Here is a 13,196-nt window from a genome sequence, read left to right as displayed (position 1 = left end):
CGTGGGATCACACCAGTTCGGCGCGCATTTTCTTCTTGTCCAGTTTGCCCACCGAGGTGCGCGGCAGTTCGTCCACGAACACCACCCGGTCGGGCACACCGTAGCGGCTGATCACGCCCTCGTCGGCGTAGCCGCTGAGCAGCGTCTTGATGGCGTCCTCGTCCACCTCGCCACTCTTGACCACCAGCGCCACCGGACGCTCGCCCCATTTTTCGTCGGCCACGCCGACCACCGCGCACTCGGCCACCGCGTCGTGCTGCAGGATCAAACCTTCCAGGTCCAGGGACGACACCCACTCGCCGCCGGTCTTGATCACGTCCTTGATGCGGTCGGTGATCTTCAGCCAGCCGTCCGCGTCGATCACGCCAATGTCGCCGGTGTGCATCCAGCCACCGCGCCACAGCTCCTTGGAGTTGTCCTCGTCCTTCAGGTAGCCCTGGGTCAGCCAGGGGGCACGCAGCACCAGTTCACCCTGGCTTTTGCCGTCGTGGGGCTGGTCGTTCATGTCGCTGTCGACGATGCGCCACTGCACCATGGGCACCGGCCGGCCGGTGCGGCTGCGGTAGTCGGCCTGGGTTTCCGCGTCCGCCTTCTCCAGTTCCGGAGTCAGCAGCGCCACGGAGATCAGCGGGCAGGTTTCGCTCATGCCGTAGCCGGCGTAGATGTCGATGCCGCGGGCCAGGGCCGCCTTGGCCAGGGGCTTGGGCAGCGCCGAGCCGCCGATGATCACCTTCCAGCCGCTCAGGTCGATGCTCTTGGCGGCTTCCGCCTGCAGCAGCATCTGGATGATGGTGGGCACGCAGTGGGAGAAGGTGACTTTCTCGGTGAGCAGCAGCTTGAGCAGGGTTTCCGGCACGTAGCGGCCCGGGTACACCTGCTTCACGCCCAGCAGCGTCGCCACGTAGGGCACGCCCCAGGCGTGCACGTGGAACATGGGCGTGATCGGCATGTACACGTCGTCCTGGTTGAACCGGCCGTGGCCGGAACCGGACAGCGCCGCGCGGCCGGCAAAGGTGTGCAACACCAACTGGCGGTGGGAGAAATACACACCCTTGGGCAGACCGGTGGTGCCGGTGGTGTAGAAGGTGGTGGCGCGGGTGTTCTCGTCCAGCAGCGGGAAGTCGTACTGATCCGGTGCCTTCCCCAGCAGCGCCTCGTACTCGCCGGCCAGCTCCAGCTTGCTGTCCAGATTACCGCCTTCGTCGTCGAGCAGGATAAAGGTCTTGGCGGTCTCGATGCGGTCCTTGAGCTCTTCCAGCACCGGCAGGAACTCGCGGTTCACCAGGATCACGTCGTCCTCGGCGTGATTCAGGGTATAGAGAATCTGCTCCGGGCTGAGACGCACGTTCACGGTGTGCAGCACCGCGCCCATCATCGGGATGGCGAAGAAAGCTTCCAGATAGCGGTGGCTGTCCCAGTCCATCACCGCCACGGTATCGCCGGGTTTCACGCCACAGCCGGCCAGGGCACCGGCCAGCCGGTGCACCCGCTGCTCCAGCTCGCGGTAGCTGTAGCGGCGCTGATCGGCGTAGACGATTTCCTGATCGGGGGCGGAACGGACGCCGGATTCGAGGATGCCGTGGATCAGCAACGGCGACTCCACGGCCTCCGGGGTGCGATCAATGGTCAGGTCTTTGCTCATGCTTGCTCTCCATCACCAAAAAAAGTTCCGAGCCGAAGCGGAGCCGCGCGCGGCGCCGGATAGGCACCGGCGACCCTCGCCGTCCGGTCGGAGATTGCTTTGTTATAGCAGACCGCTGAAGAACCCTTTGCGTGCTCAGCGTGGCCTGCGGGGCGGGCAAAAGATTGGCACAGCCCGCCGCCGGCGTCACCCCGGCGGCGTGACCGGTGCGTCGAGCACTCAGTCGCCGGACGGACCGGTGAGTTTGAGCGGGTCGAGCAGCTTTTCCAGTTCGTCGCGGCCCAGGTCGGTGTGCTCGGCGGCCACGTCGATCACCGCCCGGCCACTGGCGAACGCCTCCTTGGCGATGGCGGCGGCTTTCTCATAACCGATCACCGGGTTAAGGGCGGTCACCAGGATCGGATTGCGGCCCACGCCCTCGGCCAGGCGCTCCTTGTTCCAGGTCATGTCGCGGATTGCCTGATCGGCCAGGTTGCGGCAGCTGTTGGCCAGCCATTCGGTCATATCCAGCAGATTGGTGGCCACCAGGGGCAACATCACGTTGAGCTGGAAGTTGCCGCTCTGGGCGGCCACCGTATTGGCCTGGTCGAGACCGATCACCTGGGCCGCCACCATGGTGGCGGATTCGCAGATCACCGGGTTGACCTTGCCGGGCATGATCGAGGAGCCGGGCTGGGTGGCGGGCAACTGCAGCTCCCCCAGGCCGTGGATCGGGCCGGAGTTCATCCAGCGCAGGTCGTTGCTGATCTTCATCAGCACCACCGCCAACCCGCGCAGGGCGGCGGACAGATGCAAGGGTGCGTCCACCGCGCTCTGCGCCAGCGCCGGGTGCGGCAAGGCGGTAAAGGGCCGTCCGGTGTCATCGGCGAGCGCCGCGGCGAACCGCTCCGCGAAACGCGGATCCGCGTTGATGCCGGTGCCCACCGCGGTACCGCCCTGGGGCAGCGCCTGCAGGTCGTCCCGGGCACGCGCCAACCGCTCACTGGCGTTCTGCAGTTGCAGCACCCAGGTACGCAGCTCCTGCTCCACGGTCACCGGCATGGCGTCCATCAGGTGGGTGCGACCGGTCTTCACCAGGGTTTTGCCCTCGCCGGCGCGCAGCCCCAGGGTGGTGATCAGATGTTCCAGATCGGGCAGCAGCTGCTCGGTGACCGCCATCACCGAGGACAGGTGCAGGGCGGTGGGGATGGTGTCGTTGCTGCTTTGCCCCAGATTGACGTCGTCGTTGGGGTGGATCTCGGTGCCGGCCTCCCGACAAAGATGGGCCACCACCTCGTTGACGTTCATATTGGTGCTGGTGCCGGAGCCGGTCTGGAACACATCCACCGGAAACTGATCCAGGTGATGGCCGTCGAGCAGCTCGTTGCAGGCGCCGACGATGGCGGCGCGCTTTTGTTCATCGAGCAGTTCCAGGTCCGCGTTGGTCTGCGCCGCGCAGCGCTTGATGCGAACCACCGCCTGGATGAAGCGCGCCGGCAGGCCCCGGCCACTGATCGGAAAGTTGTTCACCGCACGCTGGGTCTGGGCCCCCCAGCGCGCTTCCACGGGCACTTCGATTTCACCCAGGGAATCCTTTTCCACTCGTGTGTCGCTCATCACCGTTCTCCTGCGCCGCGATCGGGTCCATCAGTATCGGCAAGCACCGGGAGGCCGTCCAGGCAGACGGCGATGGCAAGGCGGCGGACGATGCAAAATAACGAAAAAGGCGCGCGTCAGCCTTCCGCGATCACCTGATTGCGGCCCTGCTGCTTGGCGATATAAAGACGCTGATCGGCGGCCTCCACCAGCTCATCCAGGCTGTCGCCGTCCGTCCCCCATTCCGCCACGCCAATGCTGCACGACAGCGGCACGCTCAGGCGGCCGCCTTGATAGGGTTGGCTGGCGATCAGTTCACGCAGGCTTTCCGCCACCAGTATCGCCTCGTCGCGGTTGGTATCCGGCAGCAGCACGGTGAATTCCTCGCCGCCCACCCGGCAGGGCAGATCGGTGGCGCGCAGGCGTTCGCGAAGACGCTGCGCCACGTGAATCAGCACCAGGTCACCGATGCGGTGGCCGTGGTTGTCGTTGACCGCCTTGAACAAATCCAGATCCAGCACCAGCAGGCTCAACGGCGTGTCGAGCCGTTGTGAGCGGCTGCGTTCATGCACGAAGGCCTCGCGGAACCGGTACAGGTTGGCCAGCCGGGTGAGCGGATCGGTGGAGGCCATCACCACCAGATCGGAACGGGAGCGGTGGCTGCCACGTTCATAGATATAGGCGAACGCCAGGGTCACCGACAGGGACAGAACGATATTGGCGATTTCGGCGAAGCCGCTGCGGTAGAGGTAATCGGGATACTTATAAAGAAACAATCCCAGCGCCACGAGAATAAAGAACACCGACACCGAAAGGCCCAGGCGCGGACCCAACAGAAGATGACACAACACCGGCACGATGTAGATCCACAGGAACACCGTGGGGGAGGCCCCGGGCAGATAGAGCGCGGCCATCATGATGGTGAGAAAGGGGATCAGGTAAATCAGGGTCCAGAAGCGCAGACGGGGCGTGCGGCGCACCACCACATACAGCAACAGCGACGCGATGGCGGCACCCAGCTCCAGATAAGCCAGCACCATCACCCCGCGTCGGATGTTGATAACGTAGAACAGAGCGCCGCACAGCGCGGTGAGAATCAGCAGCGCCTTGAGCAAAGCCCGGCGCTGCGACTGACCGCTGTGGTCGCCGACCTGAAAATCAGTCCCCATGCGATATACACCGGATCGTTTTTTGTCGACTTCTTCCGGAGAGCTGCTAGCAAATTGCCAGCAGGCACCATACCCGATTTCAGACGATTTACCGATACGTGGCAACGAAAAAAAGCCTGCCCGCGTACGTTGGAGGGGAACCAAAAAGACGGCCCCGACGGTTCATCGGGGCCCAAATGGAGGGTGTCTCGGAACAGGCTGCCTAGGCGGCCTTGCGCAATGGCGTGGCCACGCGCTTGGGCGCGGTCTTGTAATGGGTGGTGTAAAGGGTCAGCCCGGTGAAGGCCAGGCCACCGATCAGATTGCCCAGGACGGTGGGAATCTCATTCCAGAGAAAGTAATCCATGATCGAAAAGTTACCGCCCATGATCATCGCGGACGGAAACAGAAACATGTTCACCACGGAGTGTTCGAAGCCCATGAAAAAGAACAGCATGATCGGCATCCACATGGCCAGCACCTTACCGCTGACATGGGTGGAGATCATCGCGCCCACCACACCCATGGACACCATCCAGTTACACAACATGCCGCGAATAAAAATGGTCATCCAACCGCCCAGTCCGTATTCCTCATAACCCAGGGTTCGCGCCTCGCCGATGCCGGCGATCTTGGTGCCCACCGCGCCGGGGTCGGTACTGAATCCCATGGTGAAGACAAACGACATCATCACCGCCACCGTCAAAGCGCCGGCGAAGTTGCCGAGAAAAACCCAGCCCCAATTGCGCAGAATGCCGCGTGGCGTTACCCCGGGGCGTTTATCCAATAGCGCCAGCGGCGTCAGCATGAACACGCCGGTAAGCAGGTCGAAGCCCATCAGATAAAGCATGCAGAAGCCCACCGGAAACAACAGGGCGCCAATCAGAAACACACCGGTCTGCACCGCCACGGTGACGGCGAACACCGCCGCCAGCGCCAGGATGGCACCGGCCATGAAAGCACGGATAACGGTGTCACGGGTGGACATGTTCAATTTCGATTCGCCAGCGTCCACCATTTTGGTGACGAACTCGGTAGGAACGAGATAAGCCATGATGGTCTTTCCTCTTCGGATCACACAAACAAAAACGGCGCCCATCGCGCCGCCCCGCGTAATGCGGAGCGAAGCAAATGGACGCCGTTATCCAGGGTTCGCGTATTGTCGAATCGAATGACGCAAGGTCGATGCCAACCTGAAGAATTTATGGAAAGACTTTTTTATTCAAACGTTTAACCGTTCCTGAAAGAAGCCGGTCGGCGGCGCGGATCGCGATTCATGTTCCGATCCGGTGCGCCCGATGCACCAAGGCACGGCAGAAGCCCGCTGTCGAGGCTCCGGGCGGTGCCGTCCAGGCCGCCACCATCCCTCGATACCCGGCGGCTTTACGCGCGCGTTACGGAACCTGGAACGTAAATTGCCTGGACCCCTTCAGGCCACTCCACCAGAGGGATTCCGCCATGTCTTCCCGCGCGCCCACTTCGGACGCTTTCATACTGGCCGCCAAGCAATGCGAGATCGGCATTCTCGAGGAGCTGACGGAAACCTGCGACGTGGTCACCGCGATCAGCGAACTGGTGCATGAGCTGCAGCGGGAGCGGGCGCTGTCCAATATTCATCTGGTGTCCCACGGCGAGCGCCTGGTTCCGCAGCGCCGGCAACAGATTGAACGTTGTCAGCATCAGGAAGAGCGGCTGCGCCATTTGCTGAGCCGCCGCTACCTGAACCGCCCGCCGGATCACACCACCATGCCGCTGCTGAATACCATTGCCCTGGTGTTGCAAGGCATGGACGGTTTGCCGGCGCTGCGCCGCGAGATCAGCGATCTGGCCATGGGTCCGGAGGACGCCACCTTTGCCTTTCGGCGGCTGATCGCCGGCCTGCTGTCGGTGGTCTTCCATGCGGCGGACGTAGCCAGTGAACCGATCATTACCCGGACGCTGGTGGCGCTGTTCAATTTCATGCAAGGCAAGGAATACGCCGGCCAGGAACGGGCCTGGGGTTCCATCGGCTTCGCCACCGGGCAGTTCAATCGCGAATGGGGCGAGCGCATCGACCAGCTGCAGGAACTGCAGAATCGCAGCTTCGAGGATTTCCTTCGCTTCGCCGGCGACGCCCTGGAGACGCAGTGGCGGCGCCATGAAGCGGATGCCTGCAACACGGATCTGAACCGGCTGCGCGCGCTGATCGAGCGGCTTTGTCAGGGCGATTCGATCGATTCGGAAATCAGTGAAGTCTGGTACGAGGTGGCCACCCGGCGCATCGACGGCCTGCGCGCCATCGAGACGGCGTTGACCACGGCACTACAGCAAACCTGCCGGGAGCAATTGACGCGGGCGCGCCACGATCTTCGCTTTCAACAATCCCGTCTTTCCGACCTGGTCCATCATCAAACGCCGCTGACGCTGCTGTTCGACACCCGGGCCCTGCCCTTCACCGATCATTTCCAGCGCCGGGACATCGCCTCACCGGAACAGGCCCGTTCGGTCTACGAACTGATGCTCGGCCAGGCGGAGCAGATCAAACAAATGGAAGAGGCCCTGGAGGACGCCCGCCGCGCTCTGCGCGAACGCAAGCAGATCGAAAAAGCCAAGGGCCTGCTGATGAGTCAAATGGGGTTGAGCGAAGAGCAGGCCTATGCGCGCATGCGGGAGAAAGCCATGCAAAACAACCAGAGGTTGGCGGAACTGGCCGTCACCCTGATCAACGCCGCGGAGGCCGCCCGCGAGAGAGCGGGCAACCTGAAACGCTGAACAGCGCCCGGTCAGACCGGACGTTTGAGAATCAGGTTCATGCCCTTGAAGCTGGCCACCACCTCGCCGTTCTGATTGACGCTTTCCATCAGCGCGAAGATCACACCCCGGTCCGCCTTCGACCGCGACGGCCGCGCCTCCAGCACGGTGGCGCGCAGGGTCAGCCGGTCGCCGGGCCGTACCGGCCGCAGCCAGCGCACCTCGTCGACCCCCGGCGAGGCCAGCCCGGCCCCCTTTGCCACATAGTGGTCCACCATCAAACGCATCATCAGGCTCAAGGTGTGCCAGCCACTGGCGATCAGCCCGCCGAACGGCCCCGCCGCTGCCGCCTCCGGATCGATGTGCATGGCCTGGGGGTCGAAGCGCCGCGCGAACGACAGCACTTCCTCTTCCTCCACCTCGATGGGGCCGAACTCATAGACCGCCCCTTCCGGGTAATCCTCGAAGTAACGGTCGCTCTGCGGCACCGCGAAGGTCGTCACGGCCATGGTCTCTCTCCGATCCGGTGAAAAGCACGATGATAACGCCCTCCTCCATGGAATAACGAGAGCCGCCGGACTGCGCTATGCTGAGCCCGGCGAGAAAAAAGGAGAAAGCCCGGATGTTTTCAAAATGGCAGTGGTGGTTGATGCAGTTTTCCCGGGCCCTGTGGGTGCGCGCCACCGGCTTCGCGATCCTGGCCGTGGGCACGTCGCTGCTGGCCATCGTCGGCCAGCGCTGGCTGCCCGCCGATCTGCCGGTCACCGTGGGCGCCGACGCGGTGGACACCATTCTCAATGTGCTGGCCTCCAGCATGTTGGCGGTGACCACCTTTTCGCTGAGCGTGATGGTCACTGCCTACGGCGCCGCCACCAGCAACGTGACGCCGCGAGCCACCAGGCTGTTGATGCAGGACAGCACCACCCACAACGCCCTGGCCACCTTTATCGGTTCGTTTCTGTTCAGCCTGGTGGGGCTGGTGGCGCTCAGCACCGGCGCCTACGGCGAAGGCGGCCGGGTGATTCTGTTCCTGGTCACGCTGCTGGTGATCGTACTGATCGTGGTCACCATTCTGCGCTGGATCGATCACCTCTCGCGGCTGGGTCGGGTGGGCGAAACCACCGACCGGGTGGAACAGGCCACCCGCGCCGCCCTGCGACAGCGCGCCGCCCATCCCACCCTGGGCGGCCATGCCCGGGACCCGCGCCAGCCGCCGCCGGCGGACGCCCGGCCGGTGTACCCGGATCGCATCGGCTATGTGCAGCATGTGGACGGCGACGCGCTGTCGGAATGGGCGGAGCGCCATGACGCCGATCTTTACCTGGTGGCATTGCCCGGGCATTTCGCCCACCCGCGCCAGCCCCTGGCCTGGGTGGTCGGCGGCGGCGCCGACATTGAGACGCCGGTGCGCGACGGCTTTACCGTGGACGACGAGCGCACCTTCGACGAGGACCCGCGCTTCGGCCTGGTGGTGCTTTCGGAAATCGCCTCCCGGGCCCTGTCTCCGGCGGTGAACGACCCGGGCACCGCCATCGACGTGATCGGCCGGTCGGTGCGCATCCTGGCGGAGTGGCGGCGGGTCGGCGAACAGGCGGCCGCCGAGCGCGGCGGCGAGGCGGTGCGCCGCCCGCGCCTGTGGGTTCCGCGGCTCAACGAGGAGGAGTTCTTCGACGACCTGTTCAACCCGATTGCCCGGGACGGAGCCTCTCTGGTGGAAGTACAGATCCGTCTGCAGAAGGCCCTGGCCGCCCTGGCGGCGCTGGGCTTTCCGGAGCCCGCCCGACGTCACGGCCGGCTGGCCCTGGTCCGGGCGGAGGCGGCGCTGGTGTCGGAGGAGGACAAAGCCAACCTGCGCCAACGGACCGATTGGCTGGACTCTTAGCGGTGCGGGTCGGCGGCGCTATTTACCGATGCAGAAGGAAGAAAAAATGCGCCCGAGCAGATCGTCGGCGGTGAAAGCACCGGTGATTTCTTCCAGGGCCTGCTGGGCGGCGCGCAAGTCCTCGGCCAGCAGTTCGCCGGCGGCGTGTTGGTGGAGCTGGTCGCGGCCTTTGGCCAGGGCGGCCAGGGCCTGCTCCAGAGCGGTGATATGGCGGCGCCGGGCGGAGAAGCGGCTCTGGCCGGTGCCCTGGTAGCCGGCCACGGTCTTCAGGTGATCGCGCAGCGCCTCCAGGCCCTCGCCAGTGGCGGCGGACAGGGCGAAGGTATCCGCCGGCGCCGGCCGGGCGCCCGGCTCCAGGCCGCTCAGGTCCGCTTTGTTGAGCACCCGGGTCACCGGCAGGTCCAGATCGTCCAGTTCCTGCTGGCTGCGCGGCAGCAGGGACGCCAGATCGGTGAGGTCCACGTCCGGCTCCTGGGAATCCACCACCACCAGCAACCGATCCGCCTTGCGGATTTCATCGTAGGCCCGGCGGATGCCTTCCTGCTCCACCCGGTCCGGGCTCTCGCGCAGCCCGGCGGTGTCGATCAGGTTCAGGGGCAGGCCGTCCAGTTGAATGGCTTCGCGCAGCACATCCCGGGTGGTGCCGGCCACCTCGGTGACGATGGCCGCCTCGTGGCCGGCCAGGACGTTCATCAGTGACGACTTGCCGGCGTTGGGTTTGCCGGCGATCACCAGGGTCAGGCCCTCGCGGATCAGCCGGCCCTGGCGCGCGCTGGCCAGCACCGCGTCGGCCTGGGCGATCAGGTCGGTGAGATCGTCCGCCACGCCCCCTTCGGAAAGAAAGTCGATTTCCTCCTCCGGGAAATCGATGGCCGCCTCCACGAAGATGCGCAACTGGATCAGCTGCTCCACCAGGGTGTTCACTTCCCGGGAGAAGGCGCCCTGCAGGGAGCCCAGCGCGGCGCGGGCGGATTCCCGGGTGCCGGCGTCGATCAGGTCGGCGATGGCCTCGGCCTGGGTCAGGTCCATCTTGTCGTTGAGAAAAGCGCGCTGGGAGAACTCCCCGGCCAGCGCCGGGCGGGCACCGTGGTGCACGCAGGCGGCCACCAGCGTGTCCAGGATCACCGGGCCGCCGTGGCCCTGCAGCTCCACCACGTCCTCGCCGGTGAAGGAGCCGGGGCCGGGAAACCAGAGCACCAGCCCTTCGTCGATCAGCTGGCCGTCGGCGTCGCGGAAGCGGGCGAAATGGGCGGTGCGCGGCGTCAGTTCGCGGTCGCCGATGAGGGCGCCGGCAATGCGCCGGGCATCCGGGCCGGACAGGCGCACCACGCCCACCCCGCCCCGGCCGGGGGCGGTGGCAACGGCGACGATGGTATCCGGAGCGGTTAAAGGCATGCTGGGAGTATACGCCGTAGGAGCGGCTTTAGCCGCGATCAGCAAGGTACATCTTCATGACCTGCTTGGCTGATCGCGGCTAAAGCCGCTCCTACGGTATCGGTCAGCTTTCGCTTTCGATCTTGCGGGTGATCACGTACTGCTGGCCGATGGACAGCAGGTTGTTGGTCAGCCAGTACAGCACCAGACCCGCCGGGAACCACAGCATGAACACCGAGAACACCAGCGGCATCCACTTCATTACCTGGGCCTGGGTGGGGTCCGCCGGGGTCGGGTTGAGGCGGGTCTGCAGGAACATGGACGCGCCCATCAGGATCGGCAGCACGAAATAGGGGTCCATTACCGACAGGTCGTTGATCCACAGGAAGAACGGCGCCTGGCGCAGCTCCACGGATTCCAGCAGCACGTAGTACAGGGAGATGAACACCGGCATCTGCACGATCATCGGCAGACAGCCCCCCAGCGGATTGATCTTCTCGCGCTGGAACAGCTTCATGGTTTCCTGTTGCTGCTTCTGGCGATCGCTCTTGTACTCTTCCTTGATGCGCTGCATCTCCGGGGCCACCTTGCGCATCTTGGCCATGGAGCGGTAGCTGGTGGCGCTGAGCTTGAAGAACAGCATCTTGATGATGAACGTCAGCAGGATGATGGCCACGCCCCAGTTGCCGACGCCCATGCCCAGATCCATATCCAGGCCGAACAGGTCCAGCTCGCCGCTCTGCAGGAACACCAGCACGTGGAAGATCGGTTGGGCGATGAACCACAGCCAGCCGTAATCCACGGTCATGTTCAGGCCGGGGCTGATGGCGCCCAGGTTGTCCTGGATTTTCGGGCCGGTGTAGAACTCGGCGTAGAACACCTTCTCTTCGCCGGGGGCCACTTCCTGGTTGGCGCCGACGAACCGCAGCAGGTACTCATTGCGGTTCTGGCGGTACAGGGTGGAATAGGTATAGCGCCCCTGGGCATCGGGTACCCAGGCGGACACAAAGTAATGCTGCAGCATGGCGATCCAACCGCCATCCTGGGTCAGCTTCAGCGGCTCTTCCTGAATATCGTCGAAGGGCAGCTTGTTGTAGGGCTTGTCGGCGCTCCAATAGGCGGCGCCCAGGTAGGTGGGCATGGGGATGATGCCCTGGCTGCTCTTGCCCGGGTCGTCGCTGCCGTCGCGCTTGATCTGACCGTACAGGGCACCCTGCCAGGTCTCACCGCTGTTGTTGCGGACGATGTGGCTGACCCGTACCAGGTAGCTGCCGCGCTCGAAGGTGTAGCGCTTGATGATCTGCACGCCGTCGGCCTGACTCAGCGTCAGGTCAACGTTCAATTCCTTGTCGCCGTCACTGAGCTGATAGCTGGATTGGGATGCCTGCCAGGTGGGGCGGCCGTCCTTGGTGTCGGTGCCGTTGCGACCCACCAGGCCGCTTTGCGCCACGTAGGTCCGCGCCTGGTCGTTCTCCAGCAGCACGAAGGGCTGATCCGGGGTGTCGGCATGGCGAGGGTACTTCGGCAGGGCCACCCGCACGATATCGCCCCCCACCGGATTGATTTCCAGATTCAGCACGTCGGTGTTGACCTGGATGCGCTGCCCGGGATTAGCCGGCGTGTCCGCGGTGGCCGGGGCCTGCGGTTGTTCACCACCGGTGTCGGGGACGCCGCTGTCATTGGCGACGTCGGGCTCGGGCAGAGGATGGGCGGAATCCTCGTCGCCGGAGGGTCCGGCGTTCGCCGGGGCCTGCTGCTGGGTCACCGGCGTCGTCGGTGCCATGTAGTCCTGTTGCCAGGCCTGGATGAGCAGGTAGGAGACAACGGCAATGCCGGTGATCACTAACGCGCGAGGGATATCCATAGTCAGATTTAATTCTGGCGAGAAAAAGCGGACGGCAGTTTCTCAGTCTTGCTGGCGCTTGGCAAGCAGCTTGTCCAGCAGCGAGGCCAGCAATGGCGTGGCGGAACGGCCGCCATCCGGCGGACAGGGCGCCCGCAGCAGGACGATAAGATCCAGGCCGGCCAGGTCATGTTGGCGCAATCGGAATTGTTCGCGGGCACGCCGCTTGATGGCGCCGCGGTCCACCGCCCGACGGGCGCGACGGCGGCCCACCACCAGACCAAGACGGGCCTGCGGCAAGTCATTGCGACGGGCGAGAATCAGAATATAGCGGTCGGAGACCCGGAAATCCGGCGCGTCGAAGACGGCCCGGAACTGATCTCCGCCGAGCAGGCGATGATCACGGGTAAAGGAAAGCGGGGAGGAATCTGGAAGCGCTGACCGATGCACCATCGAGAAAAAGCAGTGACAGAACGGTCAGCGCCGGCGGCCGACTCAGACGGTCAGCCGCTTGCGACCCTTGGCGCGACGGGCGGCCAGCACCTTGCGACCGTTTTTGGTGGCCATGCGGGCACGGAAACCGTGGTTGCGCTTGCGCTTCAGATTGCTCGGTTGGAATGTCCGTTTCATGGCGTCATCCCCAAAAGTGGATTCAGGTGTCTGTAAGAGGGCGCGGATAATAGCCCTGGCCGGGGTGGCTGTCAACCGATCCGCGAACCGGGTCGAATCGGGCCGGCACGGCCTGGGTGGCCGGTTATCAATAGATTTAAGAATTTAAATTTCTTTTTAGAAGCAGTGGTAGTAATAGGGGAAAGCCTTTTCTGTGGAAAAGCCTGAAAACGTCCACGAATTCAATGAGTTGGCATGTTGGTAACTGCCTTATAACTGTGTGTAACCCCTGGTGACGACACGCGGACAGCCTGTCGATGACTGTGGAACAGATTCATGCACGAGGTTATCCCCAGGGTTATCGCCCCGCCCGCGCACAGGGTTGTGGACCCA

11 protein-coding genes are annotated in these 13,196 nt (G+C 64.3%); 2 read left to right on the top strand and 9 right to left on the bottom strand.

From position 1 onward, the window contains the following. Window positions 1-7 precede the first annotated feature (7 nt). The 4 genes from ACLD0W_RS05150 to ACLD0W_RS05135 form a co-directional block, all read right to left on the bottom strand. Entirely contained in the window at window positions 8-1,642 is a 1,635-nt protein-coding gene (locus ACLD0W_RS05150; RefSeq protein WP_410306415.1) for a fatty acid--CoA ligase, read from the bottom strand. A gap of 219 nt (window positions 1,643-1,861) precedes the next feature. Then, window positions 1,862-3,238, bottom strand: a complete 1,377-nt coding sequence (locus tag ACLD0W_RS05145; protein WP_410306414.1) for a class II fumarate hydratase — start codon at window positions 3,236-3,238, stop codon at window positions 1,862-1,864. A gap of 116 nt (window positions 3,239-3,354) precedes the next feature. Continuing rightward, the gene (locus ACLD0W_RS05140) at window positions 3,355-4,386 is read right to left on the bottom strand and encodes a GGDEF domain-containing protein (RefSeq protein ID WP_410306413.1); all 1,032 of its coding nucleotides are present in this window, start codon (window positions 4,384-4,386) and stop codon (window positions 3,355-3,357) included. 202 nt (window positions 4,387-4,588) lie between these two features. Continuing rightward, window positions 4,589-5,419 (bottom strand): formate/nitrite transporter family protein, encoded by an 831-nt coding sequence (locus ACLD0W_RS05135; protein ID WP_410306412.1) that lies wholly within the window; start codon window positions 5,417-5,419, stop codon window positions 4,589-4,591. Between the two features lie 404 nt (window positions 5,420-5,823). Here ACLD0W_RS05135 and ACLD0W_RS05130 point away from each other — a divergent pair, with 404 nt between their 5' ends. Next, a complete protein-coding gene (locus ACLD0W_RS05130) occupies window positions 5,824-7,116 on the top strand; it encodes a nitrate- and nitrite sensing domain-containing protein (protein WP_410306411.1) in 1,293 nt (430 codons plus the stop codon). A gap of 11 nt (window positions 7,117-7,127) precedes the next feature. Here the strand turns inward: ACLD0W_RS05130 and ACLD0W_RS05125 are convergent, their stop codons facing one another. After that, window positions 7,128-7,604, bottom strand: coding sequence for a MaoC family dehydratase (locus ACLD0W_RS05125; RefSeq protein WP_410306410.1), 477 nt, complete (start codon window positions 7,602-7,604; stop codon window positions 7,128-7,130). Between the two features lie 113 nt (window positions 7,605-7,717). On the opposite strand from ACLD0W_RS05125, the gene ACLD0W_RS05120 reads away from it, so the two are divergent. Further along, the gene (locus tag ACLD0W_RS05120; RefSeq protein ID WP_410306409.1) at window positions 7,718-8,977 is read left to right on the top strand and encodes a DUF2254 domain-containing protein; all 1,260 of its coding nucleotides are present in this window, start codon (window positions 7,718-7,720) and stop codon (window positions 8,975-8,977) included. Window positions 8,978-8,995: 18 nt separating this feature from the next. Here the strand turns inward: ACLD0W_RS05120 and mnmE are convergent, their stop codons facing one another. From mnmE to rpmH, 4 genes are all read right to left on the bottom strand, one after another. Further along, window positions 8,996-10,372, bottom strand: a complete 1,377-nt coding sequence (mnmE, locus tag ACLD0W_RS05115) for a tRNA uridine-5-carboxymethylaminomethyl(34) synthesis GTPase MnmE (protein ID WP_410306408.1) — start codon at window positions 10,370-10,372, stop codon at window positions 8,996-8,998. Window positions 10,373-10,475: 103 nt separating this feature from the next. Then, complete coding sequence (gene yidC / locus ACLD0W_RS05110) at window positions 10,476-12,215, bottom strand: membrane protein insertase YidC (RefSeq protein ID WP_410306407.1); 1,740 nt, start codon at window positions 12,213-12,215, stop codon at window positions 10,476-10,478. A 42-nt stretch (window positions 12,216-12,257) separates the two neighbouring features. Beyond that, window positions 12,258-12,647 carry a ribonuclease P protein component gene (gene rnpA, locus ACLD0W_RS05105; protein ID WP_410306406.1) on the bottom strand — a complete coding sequence of 130 codons (390 nt, stop codon included), beginning with the start codon at window positions 12,645-12,647 and terminating at the stop codon, window positions 12,258-12,260. 42 nt (window positions 12,648-12,689) lie between these two features. Continuing rightward, entirely contained in the window at window positions 12,690-12,824 is a 135-nt protein-coding gene (rpmH, locus tag ACLD0W_RS05100) for a 50S ribosomal protein L34 (RefSeq protein WP_204426710.1), read from the bottom strand. Window positions 12,825-13,196 lie beyond the last annotated feature (372 nt).

It is taken from the genome of Alloalcanivorax sp. C16-1 (assembly GCF_046507805.1).
GTDB lineage: Bacteria > Pseudomonadota > Gammaproteobacteria > Pseudomonadales > Alcanivoracaceae > Alloalcanivorax.
The sequence above is the reverse complement of the archived record's forward strand: the minus strand, read 5'-3'. Positions and strand labels throughout refer to the sequence as shown.